Raw genomic sequence first — 15961 nt, forward strand, 5'->3', positions numbered from 1 at the left:
TTATAACAACACAACACATTTCAATCGCAAGGAATATAACATGCTCGCTACTCTCACGCGGCTGTTCCCGTTATGGGCGCTGCTGCTCTCTGTTGTTGCGTATTACACGCCCTCCACCTTTACGCCCGTCGGACCATTCGTGCCATCATTACTGATGCTGATCATGTTCGGCATGGGCGTTCACCTGAAGGTGGACGACTTTAAACGCGTACTCTCACGTCCCGCACCCGTCGCGGCGGGTATTTTCCTGCACTATCTGGTGATGCCGCTCGCCGCATGGATTTTAGCGCTGGCATTTAATATGCCGCCGGAATTGTCCGCAGGGATGGTGCTGGTCGGGAGCGTCGCCAGCGGAACGGCATCAAACGTCATGATCTATCTGGCAAAAGGCGATGTGGCGCTCTCTGTGACTATTTCATCGGTTTCAACGCTGGTCGGCGTTGTCGCCACACCGCTGCTGACACGGCTGTATGTCGATGCGCATATCCAGGTAGATGTGATGGGTATGTTGCTGAGTATCCTGCAGATCGTGGTCATTCCGATTGCGTTGGGATTGGTCATTCACCACCTGTTCCCACGCGTCGTAAAAACCGTGGAACCGTATCTTCCCGCATTTTCTATGGTGTGCATTCTGGCAATCATCAGCGCCGTCGTAGCGGGTTCTGCCGCGCACATTGCGTCCGTCGGTTTTGTGGTGATTATCGCCGTAATCCTGCATAACACCATTGGCCTGCTCGGCGGCTACTGGGGCGGAAAACTGTTTGGTTTCGACGAGTCAACCTGCCGTACGTTGGCTATCGAAGTGGGCATGCAGAATTCAGGGCTTGCCGCTGCGCTGGGCAAAATCTACTTTGGCCCGCTCGCTGCCCTGCCCGGCGCGTTGTTCTCCGTCTGGCATAACCTTTCTGGTTCGCTGCTGGCTGGCTACTGGTCCGGTAAGCCGATTGAAGAGAAACCGCAGACAGTAAAACAACACTAATCTTCATAATGGAGGAGGCATCCTCCATTTCTCCCTACCCGCATTTGAACCTCATCACAAAACAACAAATATCAACATAAAACAAAATATTTATTTAATCTTTAAATTTCAATTAATTGAATAAACATATTCGTTTTATATCCAAAATTAGCGCCCCTTCAAATGTTGATTTGTTTTGTTTTAATTGGGAATATGATTTCACTACAACACAGATAAACCCTTACCCTATCTTCGAGGCCGCTATGAAAAAAATTGCGATTATTGGAAGCAGTGGAGGCAACCTCTACAACCTGGGTGGTGCTGAACCAGAAAAGCTACTCCAGGAAATTTACCAGCAGTGCGAAGCCGCAGGCGTGGACGTTGCCGCTGTGCAGTTCATTGCGGCAGAAGCCTCAATGGACGCAGCCAAACCGCACACGCCAGCGTCGGTATTTGCACTAACCACAGAAAACCAACAAAAACCACAAAGGATATTTCAGGGCAAACTTTCAGAAGTGAACGACTCGGTCGTTGAGAGCGATAACAGGATTGCTGAAATGATCCGTAACGGTGAGATCGATGGGATCATCGTGATGAGCGCCGATCCGGTGAAGGCCAATCAGGCTGTCTTTGCCGCAGCCGTTGAGATGAAAACACCGATTGTTGGCACCGGCGGCACCTCAATGGCGCTGGTCGCGGCAAAGGGGGCAAATGTCGTCGCAACCTCGGGTACGACCGGTACCACCAGCCGAACCCGCGCAGTCTCCTTCATCGCATCGCTGTGTAAGCACTGGGGCGTTAAATATAAACCACAGTTGGGCAGCGCTTCTCCTGCACAGGGCGGTTCCGGCAAAAGCCTGCTTAAGCGCTTCAATATTCGCAGCATTATGATCCCTGCGCTACCGGGCTTTATCGCCATGGCAATCGTGCTCGCACTCAGTCACATCCCAGGCCTGGAAAAACTCAACGATATCTTTGAAATTCTGCTGAAAGGCCTGCCGGTTTTAGTTGCGGTTCTCGCAGCGAAACAGATTTCGGAACTGGATGAAGTCTCTATTGTTGCCGGGGTGGTCGCCGGGGTGCTTTCCGTCGAAGGCGGTCTGATTGGCGGGATCATCGGTGGTTTGATGGCGGGAATTTTCGTTCGTTGGCTGTTTGAATTATGCCTGAACTGGCGCTTTCCGATGACCACCGTCAACATTGTTGCGGGTGGGATCTCGGGCCTTGCCGCTGGGTTAATCATGCACTATCTGCTGAGTCCGCTAGCGCTGTCAGCAGGTAATTACATCAAACTGGCTATCGAAAGCACGCTGGCCTTCAGCCCTATCCTTGCAGGCCTGCTGGCTGGGTTGGTTATCTGGCCAGCTATTCTGGGCGGCGTCTATCACGCGGTCATCCTGCCGCTGGTACTGCTGGAAATGGAAAAATCCGGTGTCAGCTTCCTCGGTGCTGTCGATATGGTGGGCCTGGTGATGGTTGCAGCAGGAATCAACCTGGCTAACGTCATCGCACCACGAGAAAAAAGCGAAGCAGCCGTCGCGACGCCCGGCCTGCTTATCAACCTCGGCTTTGGGACCTTCGTTGAGTCGGCCTATCCGTTCATGTTTGCCAACAAAATTGTCTTTGGTTCAGCGATCGTTTGGGCCGGTCTGGGCGGCATGATGCTGGGTTTCTTTAACGTCAAAGGCGTGGCGTATGTCCCTGCTTTCGCCTCCCCGTTTTTGTCCAGTAATGCGCTTGAAATGGCCATTGTGATGGTTACCGTCATGGGCCTGACCTGTATTTCCACCATTATTGCCAACCGTTTTAAGGCTGTCGCACAGAAAGACTCTACCGCGTCGGCCCATTAATTAATGCACCAACACCAGAGGTACACCATGTTTAAAGGCGATATGAATAAAAAACGCGCTAAAGCGTTACAGAAAGTGAAAGATGCCATCACGCTGCACGGCGGGCAAACCATCCTCAGCACAGGGATAACCGGCGATGATGCGCGCCTGGCGAAAGCAGTATGTGAGGCGGGCGTTAAGCTGCTTGAACCGAACCATCCCGCACTGGCGCTGGCGCGTGGGCATAAGGGGGTGAGCAACATGCACGCGGCGGAACAAATCCGCCACGAAATCACTAACAGCCAGATGGCCGAAGCAGTACATGGCGTGCGTAATGTGGTTCCTGACGATATCTTCATTACCGTCGGTATCGCCGGTGGCTTTACCGAAACGTTACCGGTCCCGCTCACGGAAACAGAGATCCTGGAGATTGCCCGTGCGGGTGCCGATGGCTTACACACCCACAAATCTGACTGGGACGATCTACAGGACATCGTTAATCTCGCCCATCAGTATGGGCTGACCGTTGATGCTTATATTGGGCATCCGGATGACCTGCATACCTTCGGTATTCCTGCACGCACGCCAGAAGAGGTCGCCAGCGTAGCAAAACGGATGCAGGAGATTGGCGTCGACATGATTGGTCTGATGACCGGCATGAGCTACGAAGGCGTAGCAGCGGGCGATATTCCGCAGGCCATCAAAGATCGCCTGTGGGCACTGGTCGGCGCGGTAAGCGTGCCTACGCTGGCGGAAGGCGGAATTAACCTCGCCAATGCCAAAGCGTTTAAGGATACCGGGGTCAATATTCTGGTCGTCGGTACGGCAATCGACAATATGGTCTGCAACGCCGCCAAAGAGGCTGTCACACCGTTTATTGCGCATTGATATTAAGGGAAAAGCAACATGTTACTGGTCACCGATCTGGATGGAACGCTACTGACTTCGCAAAAGACAATCAGTCCACGCACGCGTCAGGCACTCATTGAATTCCACCAGCGCGGTGGCCTGCTGGCCGCTTGTTCTGCCAGACCGGTCTCCTCTATGATGCGCCTGCTACAGCAGCAGCAGGTTAATACGCTGTTTGACTGGTGCGCAGGCTTCAACGGAGGTCAGATCCTCGAGATGGCGCAGCAGCGCAATATTCATTCTGCGGCGCTCTCTTGTATGAATCTTCGGGATATTGACCGACATATTGCGCTTTCCCTCTGTCCTCATCATTTTTTTAGCGCCGATGCTATTTATCATCGTTGCGACCAGCAGGTAGCACCATGGACAACGTATGAAGCCCGTTTATTTGAATTACCCCTTATTTCGGCAGCGCCCGGAAACATTATAAATCGGCAGGATATTTATAAAATAACGCTCGTTACCGATCAGTTAAAAATAAATGCACTGTGTACAGAAGTGAACAATAAATTGCCTTATGGCTATACAGCGACTGTCACTGGAGAAAATTACATTGATATCCAACGTAGCGAAATAAATAAAGGTTATGCTATTAGCATATTAATGCGCCAGCTAAATATAGCAGCAGAAAAGGTTGCGGCGATTGGCGACCAGCAAAACGATATCAGTATGTTTTCCGCCGCCGGCATTGGTATTGCAATGGGGAATGCGCCTGAGGCAGTAAAACGACAAGCCAGCTATGTAACGGCCTCTAATGACGATGAGGGTATTGTCTGTGCGTTGGAGTGGTTGCGTTGCTCTGCACATCCAGTTACCATGCGCCAAAGCACGACGTTGGCGGAAAATAATGAACCCGATTAAAAGAAGAAAACATATCCTCGATGAATTAAATAAATTCGGTGAAGTGACGGTTATCAAATTATCGGAAACGCTAAACGTCACATCAGAGACCATTCGCCGCGATCTCTCCATTCTGGAGTCTGAAGGGCAAATTACCAAGATTCACGGCGGCGCCGTCAAAAAGCAGGTTGTTCAGGAGGATGAATTTGGCGCGCGGATTGATATACACCGCGAAGAAAAAATGGCAATTGGTAAACTTGCCGCCGGGATGGTCAGCGAGCACGATACTCTATTCATTGATTCCTGCACAACCAATCTTATTCTGGCCGAACAATTACCTCCCCTGGCCTATTCCGTTATTACCAATTCAGCCTTAATTGCCGATAAAATCAAAGAACATAATCTTAAAGCGCGGGTTTATGTATTAGGTGGTGAATATGACTACCATTTCCGCGCCAATCTCGGCGTCTCCGTTTGTCAGCAAATAAACACCATTCACGCAGATATCTGCTTCATCGGCGCGGGTGGCATTTCGCCTCAACATGGTGTGCTGGTGAAAAGCTTTGACGAAGCGTATGTTGCCAAATCAATGATTGCTATGAGTAAAAAGTCGGTAATTCTTGCCGACCATACAAAATTTGGCCAGGACGGTGTGATGTGTATCGCTACGTTAAAAGAGATCGATAACATCATCACAGATAAGCGATTCAGAACAACGGGCTATACACAGCAGGACTTCGACGGAAAATTACGTATTGCTGAATAATACAATGCGTGACGCTATCAGCAGGTTCCGGATTACCGTACACTGAGGATATCGGCTAACAGAGGGCACCCTTATGGCACTCCCCCGCATTACCCAAAAAGAGATGACCGAACGCGAACAGCGTGAACTGAAAACGCTGCTCGACCGCGCGCGCATTGCGCATGGTCGACTACTCACCAACGCAGAGACCAACAGCATCAAGAAAGAGTACATCGATAAACTGATGGTTTTGCGCGAAGCAGAGGCAAAAAAAGCCCGCCAGTTGAAGAAAAAGCAGGCTTATAAACCGGATGCGGAAGCATCGTTTTCCTGGTCAGCGAATACGCCGACGCGCGGCAGACGTTAACGCCCTTTCTTCTTACGCCCCGGCGAGGTAAAACGCTTACCGTTTGCCGCCGGGCGCGATTTCTCTTTCTCCGCCGATTTTTCGATTTTCACCACCGGACGCTTAATGCCTGCGGTTTTTGGCTTTGCTTTGGCCTTCGGTTTGGCTTCTGAGGACGAGTTCTCAATCAGCTTGAACAGACCGATCAGTTCGTCATCCGTCAGATCGCGCCATTCACCCAGCGGCAGACCGGACAAACCCACGTTCATGATACGCGTACGCTCAAGCTTAGTAACTTCATAACCAAAGTGCTCGCACATACGACGGATCTGACGGTTCAGCCCCTGAATCAGCGTAATGCGAAACACAAACGGCGCTTCTTTCTTCACCTTACATTTTTTGGTGACGGTGCCGAGGATTGGCACACCGGCCCCCATCCCACGGATAAAGTCATCAGTGACTGGTTTATCAACCGTCACCAGATACTCTTTTTCGTGATCGTTACCGGCGCGCAGGATTTTATTCACCAGATCGCCGTGGTTGGTCAGGAAGATTAAGCCCTGAGAGTCTTTGTCCAGACGGCCAATTGGGAACACGCGTTTACTGTGGTTAACAAAATCAACAATGTTGTCGCGTTCGCTGTCTTCGGTGGTGCTGACAATCCCTACCGGCTTATTCAGCGCAATAAAAACCAGATCTTCCGCTTCACGCGGCTCAATCAACCGACCATTTACTTTTACGACGTCGCCAGGCATCACCTGATCGCCAATGGTGGCGCGTTTGCCATTCAGGAAGACATTCCCTTGTTCGATAAAGCGATCTGCCTCGCGACGCGAGCAGATTCCGCTTTCACTGATGTATTTATTTAATCGGATGGATGAGTCGGGCAGCATAATTTCTCCTGTATACACGTCATCCTTCAGGCTGTCTCTGCGTTGGCGGCCCTCACTCACCCAGGTCACATAGCACTCTATGCTCCCAGGGATTCGCTCCCTTGCCGCCTTGATACAACTTGAAGGACTTTGTGTATTAAAAGCGAAATATACCCTACCTTGCGGGCGATAAAAAATAATCGTGTTCTCACGCCCGGGCGCTATTTGTGATCCGTCACACCTTTCGACACAAAAGTGTCCGCAACCCATGCCTGCAATTTTGTTGCACGAAAATACACAGAATCAAGGCATTACATCAATAAGCACATATGTGCCGACAACGCGCTATCGGCACATCAAATGTGCAACACAAACTGCCAGTTCATGGCGCTGAAAGAAGAGAAAATTACTTTGAACTGGGCCATCGATGGGGTTATATCAGATCAAGAAGACAATATAGTGATTTGCACAAATGTGCAGGAGCCCAAAGATGGCAACGGAAAACAGCGATGATATCCGCCTGATCGTAAAAATAGCGCAGCTCTATTACGAACAGGATATGACGCAAGCGCAAATCGCCCGCGAGCTGGGAATTTATCGCACCACGATCAGCCGCCTGCTCAAACGTGGCCGCGAATCAGGCATCGTTACCATTGCCATTAATTACGACTTCAACGAGAACCTGTGGCTGGAACAACAGCTAAAACAGAAATTTGGCCTGAAAGAAGCGGTGGTGGTCTCCTGCGACAGCGAACAGGAAGACGAACAACTTGCGATGATGGGTGTGCACGGTGCACAGCTGCTGGAGCGCTTACTGGAACCCGGCGATATTATCGGCTTCTCATGGGGGCGCGCCGTTCGGGGGCTGGTCGAAGGGTTATCCCCCGCTAGCCAGTCGCGCCAGCTGATCTGTGTGCCGATTATCGGCGGCCCCTCCGGCAAGCTTGAAAGCCGTTACCACGTCAATACGCTGACCTATGGCGCCGCGGCAAAGCTCAAGGGTGAATCGCACCTGGCCGATTTCCCGGCACTGCTGGAAAACCCGCTGATCCGTAACGGGATTATGCAGTCCCGGCACTTCCGGTCGATTTCCGCCTATTGGGATAATCTGGACGTCGCGCTGGTCGGCATTGGCTCCCCGGCGATCCGTGACGGTGCCAACTGGCACGCCTTTTACGGCAGTGAAGAGAGTGATGACCTGCATGCCCGTCATGTCGCCGGAGATATCTGCTCGCGCTTTTATGATATTGACGGCGTGACGGTAGAGACCAGTATGAGTGAAAAAACACTCTCGATCGAAACCAATAAATTAAAGCAGGCGCGTTACTCCATTGGCATTGCCATGGGGGAAGAAAAACTGAGTGGAATACTTGGTGCATTACGTGGAAATTATATTAACGGTTTAGTCACTAACAGTCATACCGCTGAATTGCTGTTGAAGTAAATATATTCGAATTGATCCTGACATAATTTACTTTATGCAGGATCCCCTTATCTGAAATTGGGAGTTGATTATGAAAACGTGGTTAAATCTGCAGGATAAAGTCATTATTGTTACCGGTGGCGCATCAGGAATTGGCCTGGCCATTGTTGAAGAGTTATTAGCGCAAGGTGCTAACGTGCAAATGGCAGATATTCATGGTGGCGATGGTAAATATACCGACCACAGCAAATATCATTTCTGGCCGACGGATATTTCCAGCGCCAAAGAAGTCAGCCACACCGTTGCTGAAATCATCCGGCGTTTCGGCCGTATTGATGGGCTGGTGAATAACGCGGGGGTGAATTTCCCACGTCTGCTGGTCGATGAAAAAGCCCCGGCCGGGCAATATGAACTCAATGAAGCCGCTTTTGAAAAAATGGTCAACATCAACCAAAAAGGCGTTTTTTTAATGTCACAAGCGGTAGCGCGCCAGATGGTAATACAGCATGACGGCGTGATTGTGAATGTCTCTTCAGAAAGCGGACTGGAAGGTTCTGAAGGTCAGAGCTGCTATGCCGCGACCAAAGCCGCGCTGAATAGCTTTACCCGCTCGTGGTCGAAAGAACTGGGCAAACACGGCATTCGCGTGGTGGGTATTGCACCTGGCATTCTGGAAAAAACCGGGCTGCGCACCCCCGAGTATGAAGAAGCGCTGGCCTGGACCCGCAACATCACCGTCGAACAGCTGCGCGAGGGCTACACCAAGAACGCGATCCCGATTGGTCGCTCAGGACGCTTAAGCGAAGTCGCTGATTTTGTTTGTTATCTTTTGTCTGAACGTGCCAGCTACATCACCGGAGTAACCACTAACATTGCGGGCGGTAAAACGCGCGGCTAAGGAGGTTTTATGGTCCATGCAATCTTCTGCGCCCACGGCAAACTGGCCTGCGCCATGCTGGAATCGGTGCAAATGGTCTACGGCAATGCCAACGTTGAAGCGGTAACGTTTGTCCCCGGCGAGAACGCCAGCGACATCGTGGCAAAGCTGAAAAAGTTAGTAAGCGCTCACACCAATGATGAATGGCTGATTGCCGTCGATCTGCAGTGTGGCAGTCCATGGAATGCCGCCGCGACGCTGGCAATGCACAATCCGGCGATACGCGTTATTAGCGGGTTGTCGCTGCCGCTGGCATTGGAACTGGTTGACAACCAGAGCAGTATGAATGTGGATGAGCTGTGCGAACACCTGACGACCATTGCGCAACAAACCTGCGTTGTCTGGCAGCATCTGGCAACAACCGAAGAGGATTTCTGATGAACATTACCCTTGCCCGTATTGATGACCGCCTGATCCACGGCCAGGTCACTACCGTCTGGTCGAAAGTGGCAAACGCCCAGCGGATTATTATCTGCAATGACGAGGTATATAACGATGAAGTACGTCGAACATTATTACGTCAGGCCGCCCCGCCGGGAATGAAGGTCAACGTCGTGAATATCGAAAAGGCGGTCGCGGTTTATCATAATCCGCAATACCAGAACGAAACCGTTTTTTATCTCTTTACCCGCCCGCAGGATGCTTTAGCAATGGTAAAACAAGGAGTAAAAATCACCACGTTAAATATTGGCGGCATGGCCTGGCGACCGGGTAAAAAACAATTAACCAAAGCCGTTTCTTTAGATGACAACGATATTAATGCTTTTCACCAACTGGATCAGCTGGGAGTGAAACTGGATTTACGCGTCGTTGCCTCCGACCCCACAATTAATATTCTTGAGAAAATAAAAGAGCAGTCCGTTAGCGAATAATAAATAGCGCCTGTAGAAATATGCCGTAACAGGCAGGGATCGTTATACCCTTAAGGTGACAAATTATGGAAATTAGTACCCTACAAATTATCGCCATATTTATATTTTCCTGTATTGCCGGAATGGGCAGCGTGCTGGATGAATTCCAGACCCACCGTCCGCTGATCGCCTGTACCGTTATCGGCCTGATCCTTGGTGATTTAAAAACCGGGATTATGCTCGGCGGCACGCTGGAGTTGATTGCTCTGGGTTGGATGAACGTCGGTGCCGCGCAGTCCCCCGATTCGGCGCTTGCCAGTATTATCTCCGCCATTTTGGTTATCGTCGGGCAACAGAGTATCGCCACCGGTATCGCCATCGCCCTGCCCGTCGCGGCGGCAGGCCAGGTACTGACGGTATTCGCCCGTACCATTACCGTGGTGTTCCAGCACGCGGCGGATAAAGCCGCGGAAGACGCACGCTTTCGTACCATCGATATGCTCCACGTTTCCGCGCTCGGCGTACAGGCGCTGCGCGTTGCCATTCCTGCATTAATTGTCTCACTGTTTGTCAGCGCCGATATGGTCAGCAACATGCTGAACGCCATTCCGGACTTCGTCACCCGTGGGTTGCAGATTGCCGGTGGTTTTATCGTGGTGGTCGGCTACGCCATGGTGCTGCGCATGATGGGCGTGAAGTACCTGATGCCCTTCTTCTTCCTCGGTTTTATCGCCGGGGGTTATCTCGATTTGAGCCTGCTGGCTTTCGGTGGGGTTGGCGTGATCATCGCGTTGGTCTACATCCAGCTGAACCCACAGTGGCGTAAAGCCGAACCGCAGGCGCAACCCGCCTCTTCTCAAGCTCTCGATCAGCTTGATGACTAATGGAGCCAGCCATGGAACAGAAAAAACTGACCAAATCCGACCTGTTTAGCATGTTTGTTCGCTCCAACCTGCAACAGGCGTCATTCAACTTTGAACGCATTCATGGGCTGGGCTTTTGCTACGACATGATCCCTGCCATTAAGCGCCTGTATCCACTGAAAGAGGACCAGGTTGCAGCACTCAAACGCCACCTGGTGTTTTTCAACACTACACCTGCCGTTTGCGGCCCGGTGATTGGCGTGACCGCCGCGATGGAGGAAGCTCGCGCCAACGGTGCGGAAATTGATGACGGGGCCATCAACGGTATCAAAGTTGGGTTAATGGGTCCGCTGGCCGGTGTTGGCGATCCGTTGGTCTGGGGAACATTGCGCCCGATTACCGCCGCGCTCGGTGCATCGCTGGCGCTGTCCGGAAACATTCTCGGCCCACTATTGTTCTTCTTTATTTTCAATGCAGTACGTTTGGCAATGAAGTGGTACGGCTTACAGCTTGGCTTTCGTAAAGGGGTCAATATCGTCAGCGACATGGGCGGAAACCTGCTGCAGAAACTGACCGAAGGCGCATCGATTCTCGGCCTGTTTGTCATGGGGGTGTTGGTCACCAAATGGACCAGCATCAACGTGCCGCTGGTGGTGTCGCAAACGCCTGGCGCAGACGGCACCACCGTCACCATGACCGTGCAGAACATACTCGATCAGCTCTGCCCTGGCCTGCTGGCGCTGGGTCTGACGCTGCTGATGGTGCGGCTACTCAACAAGAAAATTAATCCGGTGTGGCTGATCTTCGCCCTGTTTGCGCTGGGGATTATCGGCAACGCGCTGGGCTTCCTGTCCTGATTTTTCCGCCCCGGCGATGCTGGGGCTACTTCAACAAATTGTCCTCGAAAGAGGAAGAGGTGGTAACAATGCAAACAACAACAGCTTTACGCCTTTATGGTAAACGCGATCTGCGTCTGGAAACCTTCGATCTTCCTGAAATGCAGGACGATGAAATTCTGGCCTCAGTCGTGACCGACAGCCTGTGCCTTTCTTCCTGGAAAGAGGCTAACCAGGGCGAGAACCACAAAAAGGTGCCGGACGATGTGGCCACCAACCCGATCATCATCGGTCACGAGTTTTGCGGCGACATTATTGCCGTAGGCAAAAAATGGCAGCATAAGTTTCAGCCCGGCCAACGCTATGTCATTCAGGCTAACCTGCAACTGCCGGATCGCCCGGACTGCCCCGGCTACTCCTTCCCGTGGGTAGGCGGTGAAGCCACGCACGTTATCATTCCTGATGAAGTTATGGAGCAGGACTGCCTGTTAGCCTACGAAGGTGAAACCTATTTTGAAGGCTCGCTGGTTGAGCCGCTGTCCTGCGTGATTGGCGCATTCAACGCCAACTATCACCTACAGGAAGGCACTTATAACCACAAGATGGGCATTCGTCCGCAGGGGCGCACGTTAATTCTCGGCGGCACCGGGCCAATGGGACTACTGGCGATCGACTATGCGTTGCATGGCCCGATTAACCCGGCGCTGCTGGTGGTAACCGACACCAATAACGACAAGCTGAGCTACGCCCGCAAACACTACCCATCAGAACCACAAACGTTGATCCATTATCTCCACGCCCAGGATGCGGGTTATGACACCTTGATGACGCTGAGCGGCGGGCACGGGTTTGATGACATCTTTGTGTTTGTGCCCAACGAACAGTTGGTTACGCTGGCCTCTTCCCTGCTGGCTGCCGATGGCTGCATGAACTTCTTTGCCGGTCCGCAGGATAAGCAGTTTAGCGCGCCGATTAACTTCTACGACGTGCACTACGCCTTCACCCATTATGTTGGGACGTCTGGCGGCAATACCGACGACATGCGCGCGGCGGTAAAACTGATCGAAGAGAAGAAAGTTCAGGCGGCAAAAGTGGTGACGCACATTCTGGGATTAAATGCGGCAGGAGAAACAACGCTGGAACTGCCGCAGGTCGGTGGGGGTAAAAAACTGGTTTATACCGGAAAAGCATTGCCGTTAACTGCGCTCACCCAGATTGACGATCCGGCCTTGCGCGATATCCTGGAGCGTAATCAGGGGATCTGGTCGCAGGAAGCCGAACAGTACATATTGTCTCATGCCGAGGAAATTTAACATGATTAACCGCGACACCCAGTTGTGCATGTCGCTTGCCGGACGCCCCGGCAACTTTGGCACACGCTTTCACAACTATCTGTATGAAAAGCTAGGGTTAAATTTTATCTACAAAGCCTTTACTACGCAGGATATTGAGGCCGCAGTGAAAGGTGTTCGCGCACTCGGAATTCGCGGCTGTGCGGTCTCTATGCCGTTTAAAGAGAGTTGCATGCCGTTTCTGGATGCCATCGATCCCTCCGCAAAAGTCATTGATTCCGTCAACACTATCGTCAATGACAACGGTAAGCTGACAGGATTTAACACCGACTACATTGCGGTAAAAAGCCTGATTACCAGCCACCAGCTTGATACCCACGCACGCGCCATGATCCGCGGCAGCGGTGGAATGGGTAAAGCGGTCATTGCCGCATTTCGCGATGCCGGTTTTCACGATGTCATCGTCGCCGCCCGTAACCGGGAGAGCGGCCCGGCGCTGGCAAAACAGTACGGTTTTCAGTGGCAACCCCAGCCGGAAGGGATTGCCTGCGATATTCTGGTCAACGTGACGCCCGTCGGCATGGCGGGCGGTAAAGAGAGCGACGAACTGGCCTACAGCGAAGCGATGGTCGCTGCCGCCAGCGTGGTGTTTGACGTGGTCGCCCTGCCGCCAGAAACACCAGTGATTAAGCTGGCACAGCAGTTGGGTAAAAAGACCATCAGCGGTGCAGAGGTGATTGCCTTACAGGCCGTAGAGCAGTTCGCCATGTACACCGGCGTACGCCCGGATGACGCGCTAATCGCCGAAGCGGCAGAATTTGCGCGGGCGGAGTAACGAAGCAGGAACAGAGCGCCAGGGATGGGCGCTCTGTTTATTTTAGGTACTATGCAACAGCAAACAATTGCTGGTCAGCTTTCGCTTCCAACTGCGCCAGCGCGGGAATCAACTGGCTGATGTTTACCAGACTGTGTCCTAACTGGCATATGCTCTCATACGCAAAATGTTCCTGACCTTCACCCGCCATGGTCAGCAGGCTTTCGCCCATAAAATTCAGCGTCTGGTACAACCCCGCCAGCGCCTCTTCACAGCCAAACGATAGCGCCAGATTTTCTTCGGTGGTGAGATGGCTACAATCAAGATGGCGGAACGCCTCGGCGAGTGGAAAATAAAGCAGATCGGCCTGTGAAATGAGAGAAGAAGACGCAAAACAAGCGTTAGTGGTACTATTAGCATCAGCCATAGCATTACCTCGTATAATGTTGTGGTTAGAAGCTCGGTATGTGTTCGCGCACTGCCGGGCTTCGTTGTTTCTGTAAGACAATTGACTTACACTTGTCTTACGATTATCAATGTAAATCAGGTGTCAGACACATGTCAACGGTAGAGTTTAAAAAGAAAGGTAACAAACAAATCGCGTTACGTGTCGAGCCAGAGCTGGAAGCAGGGATTCAGAAAGCGCTTTCAATGGATGGTGACGCTTCAATATCCGCATGGATTAAGCGCATTATCAGAAAAGAGCTGAAGCAGAAAGGAATTGAAGTTTAGAAGCTGGAATTTATGACATGTAAGAGTAGTGTGTCATCACACATCTCATGTAATTAAGGTGTCAACACACATGAACGAAAGAAGAGGCAATCCCCCGTTTCAATTCCGTCTGGACCCGGAACTGCGCAAAGCGATGGAAGAAGCACAACGGCAGGATGGCGACGAATCGTTGGCAGCCTGGATTAAACGAGTGATTAGAAAAGAGCTGAAACAGAAAGGAATTGAAGTGTAAGAGGCAGTACTTTATATCGCCTTTCTGAAGGTCTGTTTAGAGCGAAAAACGGACGTTCACATAATTGTTTATATAGTGAATTTTCCCGTTTTTAGCTGGGCAAAATTAGCTTTTTTCATTACTGAACCCCACCTCTGCAATTAACGATATTGTTCATTTTCAACGGCGTTGCGTACTTTCAATAATGCTTTGTGCAAGTTCTCAATCGAGACAGAGCCAAGCGCTACCCGAATAGCCTGGGGAATGGTCTGTGAGGTGCAGAACGGTTCGGCAGTTGAAACAGAAATATGGCTATCCATCAGAACCTTAACGACACGATCGGCCCGTGATTCATCGGAAAGTGGCAGCCAGGCAAAATAGGAACCTGGATGTGTAATACAGGGAATATCGCCCAGAGCATCTCTGAGCACCGTTTGTCTCTGACGGGCATCCTGTCGCTTAAGTTCTTCAAAGCGTTCAACAGTGCCATCCTGTATCCAGTTGCACACCAGCGTGGTCATTACTGACGGGGTATTCCAAGTTGTTGCCCGAACGGCCCTTTCGAGAGCGGGACGGTATGCTTCAGGGCACACAACGGCACCAACCCGAAGACCGGTTGCGACATTCTTCGAATAGCCGGTGACGTAAACCGTACGCTCAGGTGCGTAAAATGCAATCGGTGGCGGGGGGCGTCGGATTAGCCAGGAATAGGCGGTATCTTCAATAATCAGTAAGTCATGTTCACGGGCAATGGCCGCCAGATCCTTTCTCTGACGATGTGTCAGCACCCATCCCAGGGGGTTATGTAAGGTCGGCATGGCATACACTGCCTTGATATGTCTTTTCTGACATAACTGCCTGAGTACGCTGAAATCCGGCCCATCGATCAGTGATGGGATCGCGATGAGTTCAAGATGGAACAACTCGGCCAGGACTTTAAACCCCGGATAGGTAAGTGCATCCACAGCGACAACGTCTCCAGGCCTCAGCAGGCCCATTGCTGTCACCGTCAGCCCATGTTGTGCGCCATTCACAATCACAACATTATCCGCTGTCGGTTTAAACCCCCTTCCTGACAGGTGTTCTGCAATGATCTCTCGCTCAGAGAGCCTGCCTGCATGAGGCTGGTAACGCAGATGTGATTCGATATCCCCGGCGGTAGATATCTGCCGGAGTGCGTCGCGCAGCAGCTCACCTTGCCCTGGCAGGGCGGGATAGTTGAAATTCAAATCCAGCACGTCCGTTGCCACGGCAAGCTGGTCGATACCATGGCCATAAGGCAACGAAATTTCCCGGACAAATGTCCCCCGACCGGTCTCACCGCTGACAAGACCCATTGCTTCCAGTTCGCTGTAGACCCGTGTCGCCGTAGCCAGCGAGATATGTTCCTGAGCAGAAAGATCGCGGTGAGTCGGCAAACGGCTACCAGCTAGGATTTTCCCGCTGCGAATCATCTCCGCAAATTTATCCACGATGGCTTTGTAACGCGCTTTCATCAAATGT

At 51.6% G+C, this 15961-nt stretch carries 19 protein-coding genes; 16 read left to right on the forward strand and 3 right to left on the reverse strand.

Going from position 1 to position 15961, the window contains the following annotated elements; translation table 11 throughout:
- Nucleotides 1–40 precede the first annotated feature (40 nt).
- The 6 genes from panS to FDX19_RS00580 all read left to right on the forward strand — a co-directional run bounded on the left by panS (nt 41) and on the right by FDX19_RS00580 (nt 5648).
- Nucleotides 41–979 carry a ketopantoate/pantoate/pantothenate transporter PanS gene (gene panS, locus FDX19_RS00555; RefSeq protein WP_137381197.1) on the forward strand — a complete coding sequence of 313 codons (939 nt, stop codon included), beginning with the start codon at nt 41–43 and terminating at the stop codon, nt 977–979.
- Nucleotides 980–1221: 242 nt separating this feature from the next.
- Nucleotides 1222–2808 (forward strand): PTS sugar transporter, encoded by a 1587-nt coding sequence (locus tag FDX19_RS00560; RefSeq protein WP_170974320.1) that lies wholly within the window; start codon nt 1222–1224, stop codon nt 2806–2808.
- A gap of 27 nt (nt 2809–2835) precedes the next feature.
- Nucleotides 2836–3675 carry a histidine biosynthesis protein gene (locus tag FDX19_RS00565; protein WP_032942081.1) on the forward strand — a complete coding sequence of 280 codons (840 nt, stop codon included), beginning with the start codon at nt 2836–2838 and terminating at the stop codon, nt 3673–3675.
- An 18-nt stretch (nt 3676–3693) separates the two neighbouring features.
- On the forward strand, nt 3694–4557 hold the full coding sequence (locus FDX19_RS00570; protein WP_137381198.1) for a Cof-type HAD-IIB family hydrolase: 864 nt from the start codon (nt 3694–3696) through the stop codon (nt 4555–4557).
- Complete coding sequence (locus FDX19_RS00575) at nt 4544–5302, forward strand: DeoR/GlpR family DNA-binding transcription regulator (RefSeq protein ID WP_137381199.1); 759 nt, start codon at nt 4544–4546, stop codon at nt 5300–5302. The genes FDX19_RS00570 and FDX19_RS00575 overlap by 14 nt, the downstream gene beginning before the upstream one ends.
- Before the next feature lie 73 nt (nt 5303–5375).
- Entirely contained in the window at nt 5376–5648 is a 273-nt protein-coding gene (locus FDX19_RS00580) for a DUF3811 domain-containing protein (RefSeq protein ID WP_137381200.1), read from the forward strand.
- Here FDX19_RS00580 and rluF read toward each other — a convergent pair.
- The gene (gene rluF / locus FDX19_RS00585) at nt 5645–6520 is read right to left on the reverse strand and encodes a 23S rRNA pseudouridine(2604) synthase RluF (protein WP_137381201.1); all 876 of its coding nucleotides are present in this window, start codon (nt 6518–6520) and stop codon (nt 5645–5647) included. The genes FDX19_RS00580 and rluF overlap by 4 nt on opposite strands.
- A 469-nt stretch (nt 6521–6989) precedes the next feature.
- Between rluF and FDX19_RS00590 the strand changes: the two genes are divergently transcribed.
- The 8 genes from FDX19_RS00590 (at nt 6990) to FDX19_RS00625 (ending at nt 13536) form a co-directional block, all read left to right on the forward strand.
- Nucleotides 6990–7943 carry a sugar-binding transcriptional regulator gene (locus FDX19_RS00590; RefSeq protein WP_137381202.1) on the forward strand — a complete coding sequence of 318 codons (954 nt, stop codon included), beginning with the start codon at nt 6990–6992 and terminating at the stop codon, nt 7941–7943.
- Between the two features lie 70 nt (nt 7944–8013).
- Nucleotides 8014–8820: an SDR family oxidoreductase gene (locus tag FDX19_RS00595; protein ID WP_137381203.1), complete on the forward strand. Its 807-nt coding sequence runs from the start codon at nt 8014–8016 to the stop codon at nt 8818–8820.
- Between the two features lie 9 nt (nt 8821–8829).
- Entirely contained in the window at nt 8830–9237 is a 408-nt protein-coding gene (locus tag FDX19_RS00600; RefSeq protein ID WP_137381204.1) for a mannose/fructose/sorbose PTS transporter subunit IIA, read from the forward strand.
- Nucleotides 9237–9731: a PTS system mannose/fructose/N-acetylgalactosamine-transporter subunit IIB gene (locus FDX19_RS00605; RefSeq protein ID WP_137381205.1), complete on the forward strand. Its 495-nt coding sequence runs from the start codon at nt 9237–9239 to the stop codon at nt 9729–9731. Before FDX19_RS00600 ends, FDX19_RS00605 begins: the two co-directional genes overlap by 1 nt.
- A gap of 65 nt (nt 9732–9796) precedes the next feature.
- Entirely contained in the window at nt 9797–10594 is a 798-nt protein-coding gene (locus FDX19_RS00610) for a PTS mannose/fructose/sorbose transporter subunit IIC (RefSeq protein ID WP_137381206.1), read from the forward strand.
- Between the two features lie 11 nt (nt 10595–10605).
- On the forward strand, nt 10606–11430 hold the full coding sequence (locus FDX19_RS00615) for a PTS system mannose/fructose/sorbose family transporter subunit IID (protein WP_003031641.1): 825 nt from the start codon (nt 10606–10608) through the stop codon (nt 11428–11430).
- Between the two features lie 68 nt (nt 11431–11498).
- Complete coding sequence (gene sorE / locus FDX19_RS00620) at nt 11499–12722, forward strand: L-sorbose 1-phosphate reductase (protein WP_137381207.1); 1224 nt, start codon at nt 11499–11501, stop codon at nt 12720–12722.
- 1 nt (nt 12723) lies between these two features.
- On the forward strand, nt 12724–13536 hold the full coding sequence (locus tag FDX19_RS00625; RefSeq protein ID WP_137381208.1) for a shikimate 5-dehydrogenase: 813 nt from the start codon (nt 12724–12726) through the stop codon (nt 13534–13536).
- A 49-nt stretch (nt 13537–13585) separates the two neighbouring features.
- On the opposite strand, the gene FDX19_RS00630 is transcribed toward FDX19_RS00625, so the two are convergent.
- Entirely contained in the window at nt 13586–13942 is a 357-nt protein-coding gene (locus FDX19_RS00630; protein ID WP_137381209.1) for a hypothetical protein, read from the reverse strand.
- 131 nt (nt 13943–14073) lie between these two features.
- Between FDX19_RS00630 and FDX19_RS25025 the strand changes: the two genes are divergently transcribed.
- Nucleotides 14074–14247, forward strand: coding sequence for a hypothetical protein (locus tag FDX19_RS25025; protein WP_032938222.1), 174 nt, complete (start codon nt 14074–14076; stop codon nt 14245–14247).
- A gap of 70 nt (nt 14248–14317) precedes the next feature.
- Entirely contained in the window at nt 14318–14479 is a 162-nt protein-coding gene (locus tag FDX19_RS00635; RefSeq protein ID WP_003841416.1) for a phage protein, read from the forward strand.
- A 140-nt stretch (nt 14480–14619) separates the two neighbouring features.
- On the opposite strand, the gene FDX19_RS00640 is transcribed toward FDX19_RS00635, so the two are convergent.
- Nucleotides 14620–15954, reverse strand: coding sequence for a PLP-dependent aminotransferase family protein (locus tag FDX19_RS00640; protein WP_137381210.1), 1335 nt, complete (start codon nt 15952–15954; stop codon nt 14620–14622).
- Nucleotides 15955–15961 lie beyond the last annotated feature (7 nt).

It is taken from the genome of Citrobacter sp. wls619, assembly GCF_005281345.1.
Lineage (GTDB): Bacteria > Pseudomonadota > Gammaproteobacteria > Enterobacterales > Enterobacteriaceae > Citrobacter.

Excerpts from the sequence above, each read along its gene's own strand:
- FDX19_RS00575 (WP_137381199.1), top strand. The coding sequence starts at position 4,544 with ATGAACCCGATTAAAAGAAGAAAACATATCCTCGATGAATTAAATAAA.
- FDX19_RS00640 (WP_137381210.1), bottom strand. The coding sequence starts at position 15,954 with ATGAAAGCGCGTTACAAAGCCATCGTGGATAAATTTGCGGAGATGATT.
- FDX19_RS00560 (WP_170974320.1), top strand. The coding sequence starts at position 1,222 with ATGAAAAAAATTGCGATTATTGGAAGCAGTGGAGGCAACCTCTACAAC.
- FDX19_RS00625 (WP_137381208.1), top strand. The coding sequence starts at position 12,724 with ATGATTAACCGCGACACCCAGTTGTGCATGTCGCTTGCCGGACGCCCC.
- sorE (WP_137381207.1), top strand. The coding sequence starts at position 11,499 with ATGCAAACAACAACAGCTTTACGCCTTTATGGTAAACGCGATCTGCGT.
- FDX19_RS00590 (WP_137381202.1), top strand. The coding sequence starts at position 6,990 with ATGGCAACGGAAAACAGCGATGATATCCGCCTGATCGTAAAAATAGCG.
- FDX19_RS00580 (WP_137381200.1), top strand. The coding sequence starts at position 5,376 with ATGGCACTCCCCCGCATTACCCAAAAAGAGATGACCGAACGCGAACAG.
- FDX19_RS00565 (WP_032942081.1), top strand. The coding sequence starts at position 2,836 with ATGTTTAAAGGCGATATGAATAAAAAACGCGCTAAAGCGTTACAGAAA.
- rluF (WP_137381201.1), bottom strand. The coding sequence starts at position 6,520 with ATGCTGCCCGACTCATCCATCCGATTAAATAAATACATCAGTGAAAGC.
- FDX19_RS00605 (WP_137381205.1), top strand. The coding sequence starts at position 9,237 with ATGAACATTACCCTTGCCCGTATTGATGACCGCCTGATCCACGGCCAG.
- FDX19_RS00635 (WP_003841416.1), top strand. The coding sequence starts at position 14,318 with ATGAACGAAAGAAGAGGCAATCCCCCGTTTCAATTCCGTCTGGACCCG.
- FDX19_RS25025 (WP_032938222.1), top strand. The coding sequence starts at position 14,074 with ATGTCAACGGTAGAGTTTAAAAAGAAAGGTAACAAACAAATCGCGTTA.
- FDX19_RS00610 (WP_137381206.1), top strand. The coding sequence starts at position 9,797 with ATGGAAATTAGTACCCTACAAATTATCGCCATATTTATATTTTCCTGT.
- FDX19_RS00630 (WP_137381209.1), bottom strand. The coding sequence starts at position 13,942 with ATGGCTGATGCTAATAGTACCACTAACGCTTGTTTTGCGTCTTCTTCT.
- FDX19_RS00615 (WP_003031641.1), top strand. The coding sequence starts at position 10,606 with ATGGAACAGAAAAAACTGACCAAATCCGACCTGTTTAGCATGTTTGTT.
- panS (WP_137381197.1), top strand. The coding sequence starts at position 41 with ATGCTCGCTACTCTCACGCGGCTGTTCCCGTTATGGGCGCTGCTGCTC.
- FDX19_RS00595 (WP_137381203.1), top strand. The coding sequence starts at position 8,014 with ATGAAAACGTGGTTAAATCTGCAGGATAAAGTCATTATTGTTACCGGT.
- FDX19_RS00570 (WP_137381198.1), top strand. The coding sequence starts at position 3,694 with ATGTTACTGGTCACCGATCTGGATGGAACGCTACTGACTTCGCAAAAG.
- FDX19_RS00600 (WP_137381204.1), top strand. The coding sequence starts at position 8,830 with ATGGTCCATGCAATCTTCTGCGCCCACGGCAAACTGGCCTGCGCCATG.